The organism is Bacillus sp. FSL K6-0972, assembly GCF_037976035.1.
In the GTDB taxonomy this organism is placed as follows: Bacteria; Bacillota; Bacilli; order Bacillales; family Bacillaceae; genus Bacillus; species Bacillus haynesii.
Genome location: NZ_CP150260.1, coordinates 1,082,392 through 1,101,806, shown reverse-complemented (window position 1 = coordinate 1,101,806; position 19,415 = coordinate 1,082,392). Strand labels below are relative to the sequence as shown.

Sequence of the window (19,415 nt, the reverse complement as noted above, 5' to 3'; positions counted from 1 at the left end):
TTGCTTATGTTTCATTCTTCTTTTACTGTGTTTTGGTCAAAAATTTTAACGATGAAGGGGGATATTAAAATGCAACCATTCCATGATGAACTGCAGTCGTTGGAGATGGATCAATTCCAGGCAGACGATATGACGCATTGGGATCCGGACCGCCATCACGCCAATGTTAAACACTGCGCAAGCTGCTGGAGCTGCGGAAGCTGTGCCAGCTGTTGGAGCTGCGCGGGACACAGCTGTTGGAGCTGTGCGGGACACAGCTGTTGGAGCTGCATGGGACACAGCTGTTGGAGCTGCGCGGGACACAGCTGCTGGAGCTGTGCGGGACACAGCTGCTGGAGCTGCGCGGGACATTGCTGCTGGAGCTGCTGGCACGGAGGCATGTAGTTTTTATATAAAAAAGAAGACTTCCCCTGCCTCTTTTACCGCAGGGGTCTTCTATTGCATAAAGGACAAACAAAATTACATATAATGGTATGTCTTGTTTTTAAAACATTAAAGGAGGAGGAGCATGACACACCTGACTGCTTCCGCTCGCCTGAAAGTAAACCGGGATACATGGTTTCTTCCTGATCCGAACGGCGGCGCGTATTTTAGAAATAATTCCGGGTCGTTTCGCATAAAAGGATCTTCGATTGCTCAATGGATCGAAAAACTTCTGCCGATGTTCAACGGGGAACATTCGCTTGAAGATTTGACAAAAGGACTGCAAGCTCCGTACCGAAAGAGAGTATATGAAATCGGAGAAACGCTTTATAAAAACGGATTCGTTCGCGACGTCAGCCGCGATCACCCGCACAAACTGGAAAGCTCAGTGCTTAAAACGTATGAAGCCCAAATCGAATTTATTGAAAGCTTTGCCGATTCCGGCGCTTACCGCTTTCAGCTGTCGCGCCAAACCAAAGTATTGGCTGCAGGGACCGGCTCCTTTCTCACGAAATTGGTCCGGTCGCTGATCGATTCCGGTTTTTCAAGAATCCGTGCGATCGTGACGGATGCATCCGGGCACGCTTTAGACGAACTGGCAGAAATATCAGAGCGAACAGAAAGCGGACTGGAGATTGGCTTCGCCGAAACGCAACATTGGCGGGAAGCGGTGCGATCTGCCGATTGGATTTTGTATGTCTCTGACCGCGGCTTCACAGATGAGCTCCGCGATCTTCAAACGTTTTGCCTTGAAGAGAACAAAGGATTCATACCCGGCATCTGTCTGAAACAAGTCGGACTGGCAGGCCCTGTCTTCCAACAACACGGAGACGGCTGCTTCGAGGCTGCCTGGAGGCGCCTCCATCGGTCTGCGCTCCATGAAGAACGGACGCTTGGAACCTTTCCTTTGGCAGGAAAAGACATGCTGGCAAATGTTATTGTGTTCGAATTGATGAAAGCATCTGCGGAGCTTGAGCCATTATCTAAGAAGAATCAAGTGTACCTGCTTGATTTGGCAACGCTCGAAGGCGGCTGGCATGCGTTTCTTCCCCATCCGGACTTCAGTTACGGCAAGGATTCGGCTGAACTCATCTGCGACCTTGAAGCGAAACTTTCGGAGCGCCCCGGAAGAGAAACAGAAAGCCGGCTATTCCAATGTTTCACCGAACTGACCTCACCCGTAACGGGCATTTTTCATCTGTGGGAAGAAAAACATTTGCGACAGCTTCCTTTAGCACAATGCTTTGTTCAGACAGCAGATCCGCTCTCTTCCGGACCTGCGGAGCTTTTGCCTGAGACGATTTCGGTCGGTTTGACCCATCAAGAGGCGCGGCGGGAAGCCGGGCTGACGGGTATTGAAATGTATGCATCAAGGTTGACCCGTTCTTATCCGAATAGCGGGGATTTCGCGATCGCCGCCGGAGAAACGCTGGCTGAAGGCGTATTAAGGGGATTGGAGAAATGCCTGGAACACCGGTTGCGCGAACGGATAAAAAGCGGAAAAGAAATGATTTCCCTCGTTCAGCTGGACGGAATCGAAGACCGGCATTCTGCATTTTATTTAAAAGCGCTGACAGTCTTGTACGCCAAACCGGAAATCGGTTTAGGGAAAAACATAGAAGGCTTCCCTGTTGCATGGGCGGGAATTCGCGGCCGCTGGTACGGAAGTTCTGGACTCAACATCACATTGGCTCTCAGAAAAGCGCTCGAACGGGCGCTGACAGACAAAGATCCTTTGAAAGGTGCGGATGTTCTGCTGGAGCCTGGTGAGCTGAAGCTTGCTATCCCCGTTTCCGCTGCTTTGCAAAAAACACTGCTTTCCACCTTGAAAAACAACCGGGGCTTGCAGCTGTATGTCTATGAGCTGCCTGTTGAACCATTTTTAAAAGAAAAACTAGCAGGAATCTATTGCGTGCAGTTGCGAAAGGAGGAACCTTGATGAAGCGCTGTATTTTGGTCGTTGGCGAAGGATTGATGGCTGAAGGCGCATCACAACAATTATCCGCTGAATATAACGTTATCCGCAGGTCTGATTTTGAGAGCAGAATACCGGCGGAGACTTCGTTCGTTCTTGTGCTGCACGACGCTTGGCGGCCTTTGTTATATCGCGAGGCCGAAAAAGTGCTAAGGGCGGCAGGGATTCCGTGGCTTCGCGGGTTTGCATCTTTTGGGGAAGGGGTAATCGGGCCGCTCGTTTATCCGTCAGAGTCAGGATGTTCAAAATGCGCCGATATGAGGCGGTATGTCTCCGGCCCCGACAGCATAGAGACGCTTGAACTGGAACAAAAAAGCAATGACATAAACCGCGATCCGTGGGCTTCAAAGACCGGCTGCCGCCAGATGGTCAGCCTGATCTGCACAGAAGTCGACACCATCATGAACGGCGGGCGCGGCCGATTGGAAAAAAAGCTGTACATCGTCAATTTGAAAACGCTAGAAAGTTCGCTGCACGCTTTTATACCGGAACCGACATGCCCTATATGCGGCAGTCTGCCCGAAGACGGACCGGAATCCGCGCGGATATCGCTCCGGCCCAGCCTGAAAACGAACCCGGACAGCTTTCGCGTGCGGAACACGGACGACTTAAAACAAACGCTCTCCAAAGACTATCTGGACCAGAGAACGGGGATATTCAACGCCAAAATTTATGACGCGATTCTGCCGTTTGCCGATATGATCGTCAATATGCCTTTATGGATGGGAAATGAAGGGGTAGGAGGGCGGAGCCATTCGTATGAAGACAGCGAATTAACCGCCATCTTAGAAGGTTTGGAACGCTATTCCGGGATTGAACCGCGCGGCAAACGGACGATCGTACATGACACCTACGAAAATGTAAAAGATCGTGCGCTCGACCCGGCAAAAGTCGGGCTTCATCAAGCCGAAAAATACACGCATCCCGATTTTCCTTTTCAGCCGTTTCATCCGGCCCGCCCGCTCCGCTGGGTATGGGGCTATTCATTTCTGCAGAAACGGCCGATTCTCGTTCCTGAATCGCTCGCGTATTACAGCCTGGGGCGGGAAGACAGCTTTGTCTATGAAACATCGAACGGCTGTGCACTCGGAGGGAGTTTGGAGGAAGCGATTTTCCACGGCATATTAGAAGCGGCTGAGCGCGATTCATTTTTGCTTGCCTGGTATGCCAGGCTTCCACTTCGGCAGCTGGATCTCGACTCTTCAGGAGATCTGGAATTGCGCCTCATGACAGAGAGGGTGCGAAGTGTGGCGGGATATGATCTGCATGTCTTTAATTCAACGATGGAATACGGCATTCCAAGCATTTGGGCGATCGCCAAAAACAGAAAACGGGAAGGATTGAATCTGATTTGTTCCGCAGGCGCCCACCCCGATCCCGTAAAAGCGGTGAAAAGCGCCCTTCATGAGCTGGCAGGCATGATGTTGAAGCACGACCGCAAATTTGAATCTGAAAGGAGCAAATATCAGCAGATGCTCCGCAGTCCTGCTTTAGTGCGGGAAATGGAGGATCACAGCTTCATGTACGGACTGCCCGAAGCGGAAGAGCGGCTCCGTTTTTTGCTGAATCAAAGCCGGCCTCTGCAAACATTCGACGATGCCTTTAAAAAAAGAAAGAAATACCTTGATTTAACCGAAGACCTCTGCGACCTGCTTGAAGCTTTCCGGAGTCTCAACCTTGAAGTGATCGTCGTTGATCAGACTTCCCCTGTTATCAAACGGAATGGACTTTATTGTGTGAAAGTTCTCATCCCGGGCCTGATTCCGATGACATTCGGACAGCGCTTCATCCGCCTGGAAGGGCTTGAGAGAATTTTCACCGTGCCGAAGAAGCTCGGCTTTGCGGAAGAACCGTTAAGACCAGAACAGCTGAACCTGCACCCGCACCCGTTTCCTTAAAAATTTAAGATAATGGCTTTTTTTCCGATTGTTCTGCTTTATGATTATAAAGCAGAACTTTTTAGGCGGTGGTTAATATGAAACAGGAATACAAGCGGCCGGTTCTATTCATCTCCTCCCTCTTCATGGCCTTTTGCGCCGTTTATTTCGGCGGCAGGCTGATCGGTTTCTATATGGCGGAATACCCAAAATGGAACGGGCAAAGCGCTGACGGAAATTGGGAGGCCGTGATTAAAAAAGGCGATGAAGGCCGCGAATTCAGCGGGAACCTGTATTGGACAGGCAGCCGGGAGCGGCTGGACGATACATATTTGGAAAAATTGGTCGTAAAGTTTGGTGATGAAATTGTTTTGAACGCCCAAATCGAAACGCCGATGAAAGATTACGCGGGAGGCGAATTTCCCGCCGGAGGGTCAAAAGAACAATCCGTTTCTTTTTTGGAAGGGCTTGAAGAAGCCGAATTCGCCGGCCGCAAGGTGACAATTCAATTGGATTGGAGAGAGGGCAAACAAGCGTCCCATACAGCATTTACGCTTGATAAAAGCTCATGGTAAAAGGCGGAATATCGATTATATTCCGCCCACCTCAATTTTGCTTCGCATCGTCAGCTCTTCCTGCGGCCCCAAATCCCGAAATCCAGTCACATTCTTCGGAAGGTTGAGGTTCGGTGCATTCGTCATCCAAGTGTATGGCTCTATACAAAGCAGATCATCTTGATCAGATGTACCGTTAAACACGACCCAGTGCTTAAAATGACCGTCGCATTGGTAGCGGACGCGAATGCCGGCAAGGCTGTCCGCAATGACGGCGGTGCTGTTTCCTTCCCGGTCTTGCTCAGCAGCCAATATATCATCAAGCCTTTCTCCCGCTGCCATTTTTCCCGCTTTGAACGCCTCTGTCATCCGATACTCGCCTGTCGGCAGCATGCGGTCTGTCAGCGTCCATTGCTTTGAGGCAGGAAGAGTAAACAGGCACTTTTCTTTATCCCCTGCTTCATTTAAAGGATAGCGGAAAGATGTGTGATACCCCAATCCGATCGGCATCGGGTCTTGACCGCGGTTGACAGCCGATGCATCGATTTTCAGATGCTGTCCTTCTAATGTGTAGGTGATGGTGATGGAAAACGAGTGAGGGAAGATTGCTTTGATGCTCGGATGATCATCAGAGTCCAGCTTCGTCTGCACGATGATCCGCTCTTCTGTTGCCTCCATTTTTTCTACCGTCCACTTTTTATCGTAAAGAAATCCGTGCAGGTGGTTTTCGAACGGCTTTTCATTGATCGGCAGCTCGTACGTTCTTCCCGCATATGTAAATCTCCCGTGATCGATCCGGTTGGGAGGAAAAAGAACAGGGATTCCGAATAAAAACGGATTCGCGTCATATTCTTCCTTTGATTCAGGTGTTTTCAACAAATTCAACCCGCCCGGCTTCCACTTCAATGAAATCAAATTGCTTCCCCATCCTGGTACAAGTACAGCCTCTAAATCATCATTTTCAAACCAGATCGCTTCCTCATGTAAAAACCGGCTTTTCTGAACAGTGCAAGTCATCGCATTTCCCCCTATTTTAGCTAAAGGATCATTGAAACATGTATCAAATACATATCTTTCTCCAATCTATTATATCTTAAAAAAGTCAGCGCTTTCAAAATAGAATGGGCGAACCTTTGAAAAATGTTTGAAATATTTTAATTTAAGTATATGATCTATTTTTCTGTTATAATACGTTTATGCACAAAAGCATCAAAGTATTAAAGAGAGATATTTCTTCTAATGAGGTGTATGATTTGTCAAACGAAAAACGACTATCGTTTTCCATATCGGCTCTATTGTTTTTGGCCATATTGTTCATTATTTTTACATGCTTATTCATATTTAAAGCAGAAGCGCACATACCGCTGTTGATTTGCGTCGGTTTTTTGGCCGCGGTCGGCGCGGTGAAAGGCCATTCCTGGAAAGATCTTGAGAGCGGCATTGTCTCAGGCATTCGGAATGGCGTTCAGCCAATTATCGTCCTTTGCTTAATCGGCATCTTAATCGGAGTCTGGGAGTACAGCGGCGCGATTCCGACGGTAACGGTTTACGCGTTGAACCTGATTGAACCGCAGCACCTGCTGCTCACCGCACTTTTCAGCTGTCTTGTGATCAGTTCATTGGTCGGCTCAAGCTTTACGACGGTCAGCACGATCGGCGTCGCTCTCATCGGTGTGGCCGCGGCGGCCGGCGTACCCCTGACATGGGCGGCGGGAGCTGTGATTTGCGGCGCCTGCTTCGGCGACAAAATGTCTCCGATGTCTGACACGACCAATTTTGCCGCAGGAGTCGGGGAGCTTCCGATTTTCAAGCATATCAGACATATGGCGGGAACGACGATCCCTGCTCTTTTGATCACGATTTTGCTTTTCTTTTTCATGGGCCGTTCTTTAACGGCAGCACCGGCTTCAACCGAAAACATTCAAGCGATCATAAACGGAATAGAAGGCACAGTCAACATCAGCGTCTGGTCGCTTCTGTCGCCTCTTCTTGTGATTGTACTTGCTGTCAGGCGGATGCCCGTCATCCCGTCGCTTGCAGCAGGGATCATTTCCGCCGGAATTCTTGCCGCGTTGATTCAGCCTGGCGCCAGCATTTCATCGTTTTTGTCAGCGATGCAGAATGGTCCGGTTTTCTCAGCCGACACTGAAGCCGTTGAGAAGATTTTAAACCGCGGCGGCCTTCAATCGATGATGGGTTCTGTTTCCCTGATCATCATCGCATTCGCGCTCGGCGGTCTCATGGAAAAGATCGGTCTGATTACAAGCCTGCTTGAAGGTGTGATCAAGGGCATTCATACGAAAGGCCGGCTTGTGTTCTCAACCGTTTCCTCAAGCATCGGCATGAATCTGGCGACAGGTGAACAGTATTTATCGATCTTGATTCCCGGACAGTCCTTTAAAAAGCTGTACGACAAGCTCGGAATCGATCGGAAGCATTTGTCGAGATCGCTTGAAGACGGAGGGACATTAATCAATCCGATGATCCCTTGGGGAGTCAGCGGCGCGTTCATGTCCAGCGCGCTCGGCGTTCCCGTCATTGAATATTTGCCGTTTGTGTTTTTCCTTTATTTATCGCCGATCTTTTCAATCTTGTTCGGTTTCCGCAAATAAAAAAACGCCGTTTCCTTGGGGGAAATGGCGTTTTTCTTTGTTAAACCGTTTTGGCTGTTTCTGACAAAATGCTGTTTTGCAAAGCGGTCTGCACATTTTTGGTGAGCGGTCCGGGCGCTCCGGAGCCGATTGTTTGCCCGTCAATCGATGTGACCGGAATGACTTCGGCTGTCGTTGACGTGATGAACACTTCATCCGCATCCAGCAATTCATCCTTTGTCACCGCTTTTTCTTCAAAATTCAAGCCGTTTTGCTCACACAGCTGAAGCACTTTCATCCGCGTGATACCGTTTAAAATGAGCGTTGTCACAGGATGGGTATAGATAACGTTTTGCTTGACGACGTAAACATTTGAGGACGTCCCTTCCGTCACCAAACCGTCGCGAATTAAGATCGCTTCAAATGAAGAAGCTTCATGCGCTTTTTGCTTGATCATTACATTGTACAACAGATTTAAGCTTTTAATGTCGCATCTCAGCCAGCGCATGTCGTCCGCAGTAATAGCCGAAACACCATTTTGCTGTTCTTTTTCAGGCTTCTGAATAGGAAATGTATAAGCCGTCACCTGTGGCGTAAGCCCTGCTCCGTATTGATGCTTCCTCGGGGCTTTCCCCCTTGTCACTTGAAGATACAGCCCCCCGTCCCGCATCTGATTGATGTCGACGAGCTCTTTCAGCTGGCTTTTCAGTTCAGCTTCTGAAAAAGACAGGTCGATTCCGATTTCGGCTGCGCTTTTATATAAGCGGGCAATGTGTTCATCAAGCGTGAACAAGATTCCATTGTAAATGCGGATGACTTCATAGACGCCGTCTCCAAATTGGTAGCCTCTGTCCTCAATATCAACCGCACACTCGCCCCGTTCCATCAGCCGGCCGTTAAAAAGAACTTTCATTTCTCCATCCCCTTGTTTTTTGTTGACTTCTGAATTTTCTCCATTCCATTCTAACACGACCCTGCCCTTCAAAATAGTGCAATATTTCCAAAAACTTTTTTCCGCCTTCAGGATCAAAAAAACAGCATTCCCTATCGTTCAACATTTTCTCTTAAAATTTGATATATTTTTCCCTTCATCCTGTATTCATCTTCTTTCCAATCCTGTATACTTAGACATTGTGATCCATTATTTTATGAGACTAGCATTCTATCTCATAATGGAATTGGAACGAGAAAAATGATACGGAGAGAGTGACATGCGCCAAGTATCAAAGAAAACTGCCCCATCTGTAGCTTATCTGTTGACGAAAGCAGCGTGCTTTTTCGTGTTGTGTCTGATTCTCCTGTACGTGTGGGACCTTTCACAGTCCTCTGCCGCTACTGAGAAAAAAGAGCTTACGGTGTCGGAAAACAGCCAAATGAGGCATGAAGGAGACAGCGTTCCGCTCAAAAAAGCAACGCAAGGCGAACTTCTCGATCACTTGAGCACAAAACAGCAGATCGAAAAGCGCAAGCAGGAAAAAGAGAAGCAAAAAGCTGCTGCGGAAAAAAAGAAAGAAAAATCGAAGAAAAAAACGGTTTATTTGACGTTTGACGATGGGCCTTCAGCCGTAAGCCAAAGGCTGCTGCAAATTTTATCCGAACATGATGCTAAAGCGACATTCTTCATGCTCGAACCGAACATGAAGCTTCACAAAGAAGCCGTTCTCAATATGAAGCAGCAGGGCCATGCACTTGGACTTCACGGGGTAACCCATGACCAAAAGCAATTTTATAAAGGCGCCAATTCTCCTAATCTGGAAATGAAGCAGGCTCAAAAAACGCTGAAGTCTATCACCGGGGTTGAAACCCATTTGATCAGAACACCGTACGGAAGCAAACCTTCGCTGACCGAAGCGCAGAAAAAAGTGCTGAAAAAGAACGGATTTATTTATTGGGACTGGAATATTGACAGCCTGGACTGGAAATACAGAAGCCAAAAATTCGTTCCGGAAGTCATGAACCAGCTGAATACGCTTGAAAAGCGGCACACAAAACAGCCGATCGTGATCCTGATGCACGATATTCCTTCAACGGTTCAATCATTGCCGTTATTGCTGACAAATTTAAAAAACATGGGGTATTCATTTGCAACACTTGATGAATCGATGACACCCGTGCATGAATAGCATCCCATGTCTGATCCCCTGATGAAGGGGATTTTTTTATTTCCTCCCTCGAGTGTGATCATCTGACACACTTGTTGCCAAAAAAAAGTTTTCTGATTATGATGCAGTTATCTTTATATCATGGGGTGGGTAAATGAAAATTGAAGAGTTGCATTCAACTGCGGAATATACCAATCAATTGGCAGAGCTTCTCATCCGCGTCGTCGATGACGGGGCATCGGTCGGCTTTCTGCCTCCGCTTGAAAAGCGGCGGGCGGAGGCTTATTGGAAAACAGCCGTTACACCGGATTCGGTTTTATGGATTGCCAAACAAAACGGCCGGATCGCGGGAAGTGTTCAATTGCACTTATGCACAAAACAAAACGGCCGCCACAGAGCGGAAATCTGCAAGTTAATGACAGATCCCGCCTTCAGGCGGCAGGGCATCGCTCGATCGTTAATGCAAAAAGCGATCGACAGAGCGAAACAGGAAGGCAGATCCCTTCTCGTGCTGGATACAAGGGAAAAAGACCCGTCCAACCTTCTTTACACTTCGCTCGGCTTTGCTGAAGCCGGCCGCATTCCCGCATACGCGGAATCTGCAGACGGCCGCTTCGATGCATCCGTTTTTTATTATAAAAAATTGTGATGAAGCTCAGAAAAAGGCGCTCCAGTCTGGAGCGCCTTCTTTTTTTAACGGTTCAGTTTCCGAACAAACTCGGCGATTTTTTGATGGATGACAATATCGAATAAATGATCGTAAGGTGTCTCATCGAGATTGATCATGGCTTTCTTCAACCCGGGGATCAGGTGCACTTCTTCAGGAACAAACCTGACAGGCGCCACTTCAAGTGAAGTGCCGATCACCAAAAGCAGGTCAGATTCGTTGAGGACTTCAAAAAGCGTGTCGAAATGCTGAACGGCATCGCCGAACAGCACGACATCCGTTTTTAATATGAATCCGCATTCTCTCCCCTTGCCATTGACGCGATTGCACCTTGGCACTTCTTCTTGAAGAATGTGGTCAAGACCATAGCGCGCCCCGCATTTTGGACATGTGGCTGTTTGGATCGAACCGTGCAGTTCATATACATGGCGGCTTCCCGCCTTAAGATGCAGCCCGTCGATATTTTGAGTGAACACTCTGACATCCTTACCGCTCTTCTCGAGTTCAGCTAAATAAAGGTGCCCGTCATTCGGCTGATAAGTTCCGGTCATTTTCATTTGAAAAAGCTCTTTAAACTTCGGCCAAAACAATTTTGGATATCGTTCGTAATAATCACGGCTCATCGCTTCCATTCTCGACAGATCTTCCGTCCATATGCCGCCGGCTGAACGAAAATCAGGAATGCCTGATTCCGTGCTCATACCGGCGCCTGTCAAAACGGTAATGCGCTCGGCATTTTCGATCATATCCGCAAATCTCAGGGCTTCTTCCTCCATTTGGCTTGTCTCCTTTCAAAAACCGTTACCTAAGCATTTCCTTGCTGATCTTTCATTTTCTTCAACTCAAAGAGGCTGTGACCCGGGGAAACAAAGTCAACCTGCTCCTCTTTCATAATGTCAAGAATGTGGTAGTTCACATCCTGTCTGACGTCCAAGTTTTCGGCCCAGACCGTCGTATTGGTATAGTAGTTGAAGAAGATGCTTAAATGCGTATCCTTCAGGACATCGAAATTGACCATAATGACATCAGGGTTGACCCCTTCGTGCGATTTGAGCATTTCTTTAAAACGCTCCACACACCGTTCGACTTTCTCCCGCGGTGTTGACGGATCGATTTCGAGCGTAAAGGTGACCTGACGCTTTCGCATTTTCGTCCAGTTCATGATCGCTTCGTTAGCCAGTACCGAGTTGGGAACGGTAACGAGAGCCTCTCCGGCCGTTCGGACTTTCGTGCTTCTGAACGATATATCTTCAACAGATCCGGTCACAATATTCGTTTCAATCCAATCGCCGATTGTAAAGGGCTTCTCCATAATAATGACAATTCCGCCGAAAAAGTTGCCGACAGTGTCTTTTGCCGCAAGAGCAAAAGCGAATCCGCCGAGACCGAGTCCGGCAACAAACCCGTTGACATCATAATTAAACTCTCCGGCGATAACGCTGATTCCAAGCGCTACAATGATAAAGCGAAGAATCTTGGACAGAAACGGCGCAAGAATATCATCCATATCAAGCTCAAGCCGCTTATTGATTTTATCGAATAAAACCGACGAAGCCGCCGTTAAGTTGTATAGGCCGCTTACAATGACCAAAATCACGGACACTCTGTACAGTTTATGAACGATCGCCATATGCCCATCAAAAAACGGGGAATAAATGATGGCCAGATAAATACCGAGTATCGCAAAAAACCACCGAGCCGGCTTTTCAAACGCCAGCACCACCTGATTGAAAAAGTCCGTTTTCGTCTTATTCGTCAATTTCAGTATCAGGTTGAATAAGTACTTCGTAAATATTTTTCTAAACGCGAAAAATAAAAGAAGGATACCGATGCTGATTCCGATATCGGCAGCGAAATCCATTGTCATATACTTTTCGAACATTGCTTTCTCTCCCTTATTTCACTCATCAAGCTTTTATTATACTAAAACCAGCAAAAAATTTCTCACTTTATTGTAAGCCAAAAATATCCGTCGACACGCATAAAAGGCCGCCGAACACCTTCGGCAGCCTGATGATCATCATATTTTATTGTTCCAGAGACAACGTGATTCGGGCCAACACCGCTATTTCTTCTTCTGAGACTGTGTTTGATCAAGGAGAGTCGCTTTAAACATTTCAGCATCGGTTTCGATCTTGATCCGTTCTTCCACTTTAATTCTCCCTTTACCCATCATCTCGCCTCCTTTTGTCCATTATAAAATATCAGAATTTTTAGTAAATGATGCTTTTGTACCATTTTGCCGAAATTTGTCGCACATCTCTTCTCCTTGCCTTTTTGTCCGCTTCAGTCTAATGATTTACTTGCATCGCCAAAATCGGGTATCCTTGTGATGGAAAGATTTTATCAAGAGGAGCTGACATGTTTGCATATTATCGCACATCGCGGAGCCTCGGCTTACGCCCCCGAAAATACGTTTGCCGCTTTTGAAAAAGCGGTGAAGCTCGGGGCTGATTTTATCGAACTCGATGTACAGCTGACAAAAGACGGCAAACTTGCCGTCATCCACGATGACAAGATTGACAGAACGACGAACGGTACCGGTTTCGTTCGCGAGTATACGATGAATGAGCTCGAAAAGCTGGATGCAGGAAGCTGGTTCGGCCCGGAATTTCAAGGCGAAAAGATCCCTTCACTTGAAGCTGTTCTGGAGAAGTATCAAAACAAGACGGGCCTTCTCATCGAAATCAAGTCGTCCAAAACCCAGCCCGGAATCGAAAAAGCGACCGGACAACTGATCAGCCGGTTTGACCATTCGATGAACACGATTGTCCAGTCGTTTGACGCCGGCGCCATGAGGGCGCTTCATCACATGTATCCTTCGATTCCTGCTGCCGTTTTGATCAGGCCGAGATTCGGAATGCTGCCGCGCGGCCGGCTGCGGCAAATCGCGTCGTTTGCCCGATACGTCAGCCTGAAAGCTACGATGGTCAGCCCTTTTCTGATCAAATCGATTCACAGCTGTGATTTGAAGGCGCTGGCCTGGACGGTTAACGGGCAAAAAACGGGACGCCGCCTCAAAAGCTGGAAAATCGATGGGATCATTACCGACTACCCGGATTATTTTTGAGAAAGAAGGAAGAGTATGAAATCATATGTTGCCGTTTTTATCGGGGGAGCTCTCGGCTCGCTGCTGCGTTACTTCGTCAATCTGCATGGCGGCACCGCCGGTTTTCCTTGGCCGACTTTTATTGAAAATGCGTCTGGAAGCCTTCTGCTCGGCCTTTTGACAGGTTTTTTTGCGGCTCGGGCAAAAAAGCCGCTCGTCCAGTTATGTATGGGGACGGGGTTTTGCGGAGGGTATACGACAATGTCCGCTTTTTCTAAAGAAACCGTACTTTTGCTGCAATCGGCTGCTCCGCACATCGGAGCTCTGTACTTGATGGCGTCACTTGCCTGCGGGGTATGCTTCGCATTTTTGGGAATCGCGATCGGCAAAAGGGTCAGCGGAGCGGCAGGGAAAGAAAAGGAGCGGTATCAATCATGATGGCAGCTGGTTTTATGATCGCGGGAGGAATCGGTTCCGTTTTAAGATTTTGGCTGGGCAATGTGCTGATGGCGATATTTCCGCGCCCCCGCATTCCGGTCAGCGTGATGGTAATCAATATTCTCGGCTCATTCGCCCTCGGCATATTCGTCAGCCTCGGCATTGACAATCAAACGGTCTCTATCGTGGTCGGAACTGGATTTTTCGGAGGTTTCACAACATTTTCGACGTTCAGCGTCGAAGCGGTTCAGCTTTTGGCTGCAAAGCGGGTAAAGGCTTCAGCGGTTTACATGCTGCTTACAATGGCATGCTCACTCGGGGGATTCTGGGCCGGCAGCATGCTGATTTCGTGAAAAAATGATGTTATAATGAAACAATTAGTCTCGTTTGGCTATGAACCGGCATTAGCGTGTGTGTTTCCGGCTGTCATTTTTCTTGCGCCCGCCGTCACAAAAGCGGTGTCCCGCTACGTTTGATTTTATTGATTTGTATGGCATTGTTCAGAAAGGAACACCACCGACAAATGAAAAAAGATACGAACACATTAAAGAATCCATTTTGAATGATTCAAAATGGATTCTTCCCTTTCTACTCTTTTTCAATAGCCGCTGTTTGAAAGCTGTTCCAATTTGCAGAAATAACGTTCAAAACATCGTCTTTTTCTTGGTAAGCTCCGATTTGCCCTCCGTCCATCGTCACTTTATACAGGGGAAACTCGCGCTGTGTCAGACCGAGGCAGAGTGCGATGCCGGCTGCATGTCCCCGCGCCGTCTGTTCGATCCAGGCGGCGCTTTTCATTTTTGCCGAATCTTCGGGATGATCAATAAAGCCGTTCTCCGTCAAAATGGCATGCATCACTGTTTCCCGAAGAACATGAAAGTTCGCCTTTTTCATTCCCCTGTCTCTGAGTCCGTTCTGCTTGATTACTTCGCCGTGAATGATCCGTTGATAAAGAGCGGTAACGGATTCATCGGTCAAACCGCTGTAGATGTAATCTTCATACCCGTACGCCGTACCGTCAAAAGCGTTAGTATGAACGGAGACAAACAAATCGGCCCCCCACGAATTGGCATCGTCTGTGCGCTCCTGAAGTGTGACCGTTTTGTCTGTTGTTCTGCTCAGCCTTGTCTCTGCGTTATCATACTCTTTTAATAGAATCTCATTGATTTTGAGAGCAATGGCAAGCGTCACATCCTTTTCTTGCAAACCGTTTCCCGTTGCTCCCGGATCACTTCCGCCGTGTCCCGGGTCCAAATAAATCTTCATGTTCAATCTCCTCCTTTGATAATGGTTTCAAGACGTTTTTTGAACCGGAGTAAAATCCAACTGATGACAATCCAAGCCAAGTTCCGATCATCATGTCTTCCTTCCAGTTCCCTGCAGTAAACAAGAGAGAAATCGAGATGCCGAAGACAATTGCACAGATGGGAAGAAATCGTTTCTGAATGCCGACAAGCTTTACCGTATGCACCAATCCCGTAATCAGCGGAACGAGCGCGATTTCAGAAAAATCCATGTTCTTCCTCTCCTTTCCTGAAGCGTTTGTCTCAAACAATGACCGGCATTTCTTTCATCACATGTGTTAAACCTCCCCGCTGTTTAAAGCTTGTCTTTATCATAAAAGAAAAGCTGCTCTCTCCCGTGTCATCATCGCGTCAAGAACCTGAAAAAAAACTGAAGCAGTGCAGAAAAGAAGGGCTTGTGTTAAACAAGCCCCTCCCGCCGTGCGTTAAATATTTGTGATCGCCGCCAAGCTGACAAGCAGCTTGTCCAGCAGCGATTTCTTCATTAAAAACAGCGTTTTTTCGCTGTAGCCGATTTCCATCGCGCATTTTCCCATGCTCCAATTATGAATATACCGGCATTCCACCAGCTTCCGCTCGAGTTCATCCAACTCGGAGACAGCCGTTTCCATCGAATCAAGCAAAAATTGATAGAGCCTTTTTTCAGCGTCGATCTGATATTCAGCGTTTCTTTCTTTGACGGCGAGCCCATTCTTTTGCTCCTTCTCCATTCTCCTTTCTAAATTGAGCACGGCGGCTTTGTAATTTTTCCAATTCCGCAAATGAAATTCGATCCGCTTAATATACGTTTTCCTCTCTTCCTCCGAAATGATTTCGTACCACAGCAAAACAATCACCCCTCAAACAGAACATTTGTTCTCATTATATACGAACGAATGTTCCTGTTCAAATGACTTTTTTCTTAAAATAAAAAATCACCTTGAGCTATTTTTCGCTCAAGGTGACTTCGTTTACGACGACCGGATTTGCCGGTGCCAGCTCTACATGTTCTATTGTTTGTTCCCGCTTAACTTCGACGTGCTTAATCAGACGCCCTTCCATTTCGAGAACCGTTATCGTATAAGAACCGATATGCACCGCCTGGCCTTCCGCGATATCTATGTTTTCTTTCAGCACAAGTCCGCCGACTGTTTCGACTTCCTCTTCCTCGATATCGTCTTCAAACAGCTCATTGACCTGATCGATTCTCACTTTTCCATCCATGATGTATTCATTGTCGGAGACTTTTTCGATGAGCGGTTTTTCGTCTTCATCGAATTCGTCCCTGATCTCCCCGACGATTTCTTCAAGAATATCCTCGGCCGTCACAAGGCCCGATGTCCCTCCGTACTCATCCGTTAAGATCGCCATGTGAATCCGTTCCCGCTGCATTTTGATCAGCAGCTTTTGAACAGGCACGGTTTCAATGACTTCAATAACCGGGCGGACATAGACTTCAAGGGAAAGCCGCTTTTTCTCAGCCTCTGACATCATGAGCATATCCGTAAACAGCTGTTTCGTATTGATCATGCCAATGACATGATCCTTATCACCTTTATAGACGGGCCAGCGCGTATACTTTTCCTGCAGCATGACCGAAATGGCCTCATCGATCGGCATATCGAGCGGGACAGAGGCGATTTCCGTGCGCGGCACCATAATTTCTTTGGCGATCCGATTGTCGAATTCAAAGATTTTATTGACGTATCTATATTCAGACGGATTGATTTCTCCGCTTTTGTAGCTTTCTGATAACAGGATTCGCAGCTCTTCCTCCGAATGGGATTCATCCTTTTCCGAAGCAGGCTTCAAACCGAATAACCCTGTCAGCACTCTGGCTGAGGCGTTCAGCGTCCAGATGAACGGGAACATGACAACATTGAAAAAGTGCAAAGGTCCCGCCAGCCACAGAGTCATCTGTTCGGCTTTTTGAATCGCGATTGTTTTTGGGGCAAGTTCTCCAACCACGACGTTCAGGAATGTAATCACTGAAAATGCAATGGCAACTGAAAGAGCGTGTGATACAGCGCCAGAAACATGCAAGCTTTCAAAGACCGGATGCAGCACCTTTTTAACCGTCGGCTCCCCCATCCAGCCGAGTCCCAGTGCTGTAATCGTAATGCCGAGCTGGCAAGCTGAAAGGTATTCATCCAAATCCGATACCACTTGTTTTGCGCGAACCGCCTTTTTGTTTCCTTCAGCAATCAGCTGATCAATACGGGAGCTTCTGACTCTGACAATCGCAAATTCCGATGCCACGAAAAAAGCAGTTAAAGCAATCAGAATCCCGATGATTATCAGACTAACAATATCGTCCATTTAACCTTATCCTTCACAAAGGATAAGGAGTCACCTCCTGATGAATTCAAATTCCCTTAATAAGGCTGATGTGCGTTCTGTAAAAATGACTATGCAGAGGGCCCCATCTAACCACCTCCAAGCCAAATATATACTATTATCTTACTTTATTAAAAAAGAGTCAGTCAAATGTCTAAACTTTAAATCTAACAATATTTTCTCGAATATTTAGATAAATAAAGGTTTTCGCATCAATTTTACGCCTTTTTTTGATCAATTAACTTGTATAAACAGCTTCTAATATATTAAAATGTTTTATAACTATAACGTGATGGTTGAGGAGGGATGCAGATGGGGCAGAGAAATATCGCATTGGCGAATTAGCAGCTGCTGCTGGCGTAACAAAACGGACTGTCGATTATTATACGAATCTCGGGCTGTTAACGCCTGACAGATCATGTTCAAACTACCGTTATTACGATGAAGCCGCTCTCAAACGGCTGAAGTTTATTATGGACTGCAAGCAGCAGAGATTGGCCCTGTCCGACATTAAAGTAAGGCTGGAAAACCAGTTTCCCTCTTCAACTGTGAATGATGATGAAATTGGAAGCCTGACAACGGAAATTGATCATGTCAATGACAATATCTCCGTGATCTTAAACAGATTGAAACGGCTGAATCCCGATGAACGGAAGATTCTGAAAAGCCGGCTTTCTCCTGAAAAAATGACGGTCATCCAGTCATTTTTGCTGCTGCTTTAGTTAATCTTTTACTAAACAGGAGGTGTTACCTTCATTCTCACGCTAGAGTGAAGGTCCTAATTGGAAATAGTTAATTTGATTTTTGTTGCTGTATTAATTGCTTTAACAGCATTTTTCGTAGCGTCTGAGTTTGCGATTATCAGAATCAGAAGCTCGCGGGTTGATCAGTTGATTGCTGAAGGAAACAAGACAGCGGTATCGGTGAAAAAAGTCATTACGCACTTAGACGAATATTTATCGGCCTGCCAGCTCGGTATCACTTTGACGGCTCTCGGTCTCGGATGGCTTGGGGAGCCGACGGTCGCCCGGCTGCTTGAACCGCTATTTGTGAAGTGGAACATTCCGAGCTCTGTATCACACATCGTTTCAGTCGTGATCGCCTTCAGCTTCATTACGTTTTTGCATGTGGTTGTCGGTGAGCTCGCTCCGAAGACGCTTGCGATCCAAAAAGCGGAAGCCGTTTCCTTCCTTTTTGCAAAACCTTTGATCTGGTTCTACCGCATCATGTTCCCATTCATCTGGGCGCTGAACGGATCAGCAAGGCTGTTGACGAAAGCGTTTGGCCTTGAAGCAGTTTCTGAAAATGAAATGGCGCACTCAGAGGAAGAGCTGCGAATTATTCTGTCAGAAAGCTATAAAAGCGGCGAAATCAATCAATCTGAGTTCAAATATGTCAACAAAATTTTTGAATTCGATGACCGTCTTGCCAAGGAAATCATGATCCCGAGAACAGAAGTCGTCAGCTTTCCAAATGATATGAAAATCGCCGAGATGATCGACATCACGAAGGTCGAAGGCTATACCCGCTATCCCGTTGAAGACGGAGATAAGGACAACATCGTCGGCGTCATCAATGTCAAGGAAATACTGACGGCCTGCATCAGCGGAGAATGCTCCAAAGAAGACACGATTGAACAGTTTATCAATCCGATCATTCATGTGATCGAAACCGTTCCGATCCACGATCTGCTTCTGAAAATGCAGAAAGAACGCGTTCATATGGCGATCCTTTCTGATGAATACGGCGGAACGGCCGGACTCGTGACAGTCGAAGACATCATTGAAGAAATCGTCGGCGAAATCCGTGACGAATTCGATATTGATGAAATTAATGAAATCCGCAAGATTGGCGAAAACCACTACATTCTCGACGGTAAAGTGCTCGTCAACCAAGTCAACGATTTGCTCGGCACTCAGCTCGACAATGAGGAAATTGACACGATCGGCGGATGGTTCCTGACGCAAAAATATGACGTCCAAAAAGGCGACATGATCACCGAGCAGGGATTTGAATTCACGATCAACGAAATCGACGGCCACCACGTTTCATACGTAGAGGTGAAGAAAGCTGCGGAAACGCTGCTTGAGGAAGCGGAATAACACTGTGAATAAACCGG

21 protein-coding genes are annotated in these 19,415 nt (G+C 47.1%); 12 read left to right on the top strand and 9 right to left on the bottom strand.

From position 1 onward, the window contains the following. Window positions 1-212: 212 nt before the first annotated feature. The 4 genes from MKX80_RS05560 to MKX80_RS05545 all read left to right on the top strand — a co-directional run bounded on the left by MKX80_RS05560 (window position 213) and on the right by MKX80_RS05545 (window position 4,850). Complete coding sequence (locus MKX80_RS05560; RefSeq protein WP_254115434.1) at window positions 213-395, top strand: hypothetical protein; 183 nt, start codon at window positions 213-215, stop codon at window positions 393-395. Between the two features lie 113 nt (window positions 396-508). Continuing rightward, entirely contained in the window at window positions 509-2,362 is a 1,854-nt protein-coding gene (locus tag MKX80_RS05555; protein ID WP_268342884.1) for a putative thiazole-containing bacteriocin maturation protein, read from the top strand. Next, window positions 2,362-4,296 carry a TOMM precursor leader peptide-binding protein gene (locus MKX80_RS05550; protein ID WP_268328689.1) on the top strand — a complete coding sequence of 645 codons (1,935 nt, stop codon included), beginning with the start codon at window positions 2,362-2,364 and terminating at the stop codon, window positions 4,294-4,296. The genes MKX80_RS05555 and MKX80_RS05550 overlap by 1 nt, the downstream gene beginning before the upstream one ends. 77 nt (window positions 4,297-4,373) lie before the next feature. After that, complete coding sequence (locus tag MKX80_RS05545; RefSeq protein ID WP_154999699.1) at window positions 4,374-4,850, top strand: DUF4944 domain-containing protein; 477 nt, start codon at window positions 4,374-4,376, stop codon at window positions 4,848-4,850. 15 nt (window positions 4,851-4,865) lie between these two features. On the opposite strand, the gene MKX80_RS05540 is transcribed toward MKX80_RS05545, so the two are convergent. Further along, window positions 4,866-5,846 (bottom strand): aldose 1-epimerase, encoded by a 981-nt coding sequence (locus MKX80_RS05540; protein WP_154999700.1) that lies wholly within the window; start codon window positions 5,844-5,846, stop codon window positions 4,866-4,868. A 236-nt stretch (window positions 5,847-6,082) separates the two neighbouring features. On the opposite strand from MKX80_RS05540, the gene nhaC reads away from it, so the two are divergent. Then, on the top strand, window positions 6,083-7,441 hold the full coding sequence (gene nhaC / locus MKX80_RS05535; RefSeq protein WP_216929317.1) for a Na+/H+ antiporter NhaC: 1,359 nt from the start codon (window positions 6,083-6,085) through the stop codon (window positions 7,439-7,441). A gap of 40 nt (window positions 7,442-7,481) precedes the next feature. Here the strand turns inward: nhaC and dat are convergent, their stop codons facing one another. Then, complete coding sequence (dat, locus tag MKX80_RS05530) at window positions 7,482-8,333, bottom strand: D-amino-acid transaminase (protein ID WP_216929319.1); 852 nt, start codon at window positions 8,331-8,333, stop codon at window positions 7,482-7,484. A gap of 298 nt (window positions 8,334-8,631) precedes the next feature. On the opposite strand from dat, the gene MKX80_RS05525 reads away from it, so the two are divergent. Both MKX80_RS05525 and MKX80_RS05520 read left to right on the top strand, forming a co-directional pair. Continuing rightward, on the top strand, window positions 8,632-9,543 hold the full coding sequence (locus MKX80_RS05525; RefSeq protein WP_216929321.1) for a polysaccharide deacetylase family protein: 912 nt from the start codon (window positions 8,632-8,634) through the stop codon (window positions 9,541-9,543). 133 nt (window positions 9,544-9,676) lie between these two features. After that, window positions 9,677-10,171, top strand: coding sequence for a GNAT family N-acetyltransferase (locus MKX80_RS05520; RefSeq protein WP_154999706.1), 495 nt, complete (start codon window positions 9,677-9,679; stop codon window positions 10,169-10,171). A gap of 44 nt (window positions 10,172-10,215) precedes the next feature. Here the strand turns inward: MKX80_RS05520 and MKX80_RS05515 are convergent, their stop codons facing one another. From MKX80_RS05515 to MKX80_RS05505, 3 genes are all read right to left on the bottom strand, one after another. Further along, entirely contained in the window at window positions 10,216-10,965 is a 750-nt protein-coding gene (locus MKX80_RS05515; protein WP_268342885.1) for an NAD-dependent protein deacylase, read from the bottom strand. A 29-nt stretch (window positions 10,966-10,994) separates the two neighbouring features. After that, window positions 10,995-12,071: a mechanosensitive ion channel domain-containing protein gene (locus MKX80_RS05510; protein WP_268328690.1), complete on the bottom strand. Its 1,077-nt coding sequence runs from the start codon at window positions 12,069-12,071 to the stop codon at window positions 10,995-10,997. A gap of 183 nt (window positions 12,072-12,254) precedes the next feature. Beyond that, window positions 12,255-12,362, bottom strand: coding sequence for a YhdX family protein (locus MKX80_RS05505; protein WP_003180159.1), 108 nt, complete (start codon window positions 12,360-12,362; stop codon window positions 12,255-12,257). A gap of 192 nt (window positions 12,363-12,554) precedes the next feature. On the opposite strand from MKX80_RS05505, the gene MKX80_RS05500 reads away from it, so the two are divergent. The 3 genes from MKX80_RS05500 to crcB are packed head-to-tail and all read left to right on the top strand — an operon-like array spanning window position 12,555 to window position 14,029. Continuing rightward, window positions 12,555-13,259, top strand: coding sequence for a glycerophosphodiester phosphodiesterase family protein (locus MKX80_RS05500; protein WP_234112800.1), 705 nt, complete (start codon window positions 12,555-12,557; stop codon window positions 13,257-13,259). Window positions 13,260-13,274: 15 nt separating this feature from the next. Beyond that, on the top strand, window positions 13,275-13,676 hold the full coding sequence (locus MKX80_RS05495; protein WP_154999710.1) for a CrcB family protein: 402 nt from the start codon (window positions 13,275-13,277) through the stop codon (window positions 13,674-13,676). Further along, window positions 13,673-14,029: a fluoride efflux transporter CrcB gene (gene crcB / locus MKX80_RS05490; RefSeq protein WP_268328691.1), complete on the top strand. Its 357-nt coding sequence runs from the start codon at window positions 13,673-13,675 to the stop codon at window positions 14,027-14,029. The genes MKX80_RS05495 and crcB overlap by 4 nt, the downstream gene beginning before the upstream one ends. A gap of 235 nt (window positions 14,030-14,264) precedes the next feature. Here the strand turns inward: crcB and MKX80_RS05485 are convergent, their stop codons facing one another. From MKX80_RS05485 to MKX80_RS05470, 4 genes are all read right to left on the bottom strand, one after another. Further along, complete coding sequence (locus tag MKX80_RS05485) at window positions 14,265-14,942, bottom strand: N-acetylmuramoyl-L-alanine amidase (protein ID WP_234112798.1); 678 nt, start codon at window positions 14,940-14,942, stop codon at window positions 14,265-14,267. Continuing rightward, window positions 14,905-15,192 carry a hypothetical protein gene (locus tag MKX80_RS05480; RefSeq protein WP_154999714.1) on the bottom strand — a complete coding sequence of 96 codons (288 nt, stop codon included), beginning with the start codon at window positions 15,190-15,192 and terminating at the stop codon, window positions 14,905-14,907. Before MKX80_RS05480 ends, MKX80_RS05485 begins: the two co-directional genes overlap by 38 nt. A gap of 213 nt (window positions 15,193-15,405) precedes the next feature. Continuing rightward, on the bottom strand, window positions 15,406-15,807 hold the full coding sequence (locus tag MKX80_RS05475; protein ID WP_020450746.1) for a hypothetical protein: 402 nt from the start codon (window positions 15,805-15,807) through the stop codon (window positions 15,406-15,408). Window positions 15,808-15,904: 97 nt separating this feature from the next. Beyond that, window positions 15,905-17,278 carry a hemolysin family protein gene (locus MKX80_RS05470; RefSeq protein ID WP_234112797.1) on the bottom strand — a complete coding sequence of 458 codons (1,374 nt, stop codon included), beginning with the start codon at window positions 17,276-17,278 and terminating at the stop codon, window positions 15,905-15,907. Between the two features lie 314 nt (window positions 17,279-17,592). Between MKX80_RS05470 and MKX80_RS05465 the strand changes: the two genes are divergently transcribed. Together MKX80_RS05465 and MKX80_RS05460 are read left to right on the top strand one after the other, a co-directional pair. After that, window positions 17,593-18,018, top strand: a complete 426-nt coding sequence (locus MKX80_RS05465; protein ID WP_154995036.1) for a MerR family transcriptional regulator — start codon at window positions 17,593-17,595, stop codon at window positions 18,016-18,018. Between the two features lie 60 nt (window positions 18,019-18,078). Beyond that, window positions 18,079-19,398 carry a hemolysin family protein gene (locus tag MKX80_RS05460; RefSeq protein ID WP_216929333.1) on the top strand — a complete coding sequence of 440 codons (1,320 nt, stop codon included), beginning with the start codon at window positions 18,079-18,081 and terminating at the stop codon, window positions 19,396-19,398. Window positions 19,399-19,415: the final 17 nt, after the last annotated feature.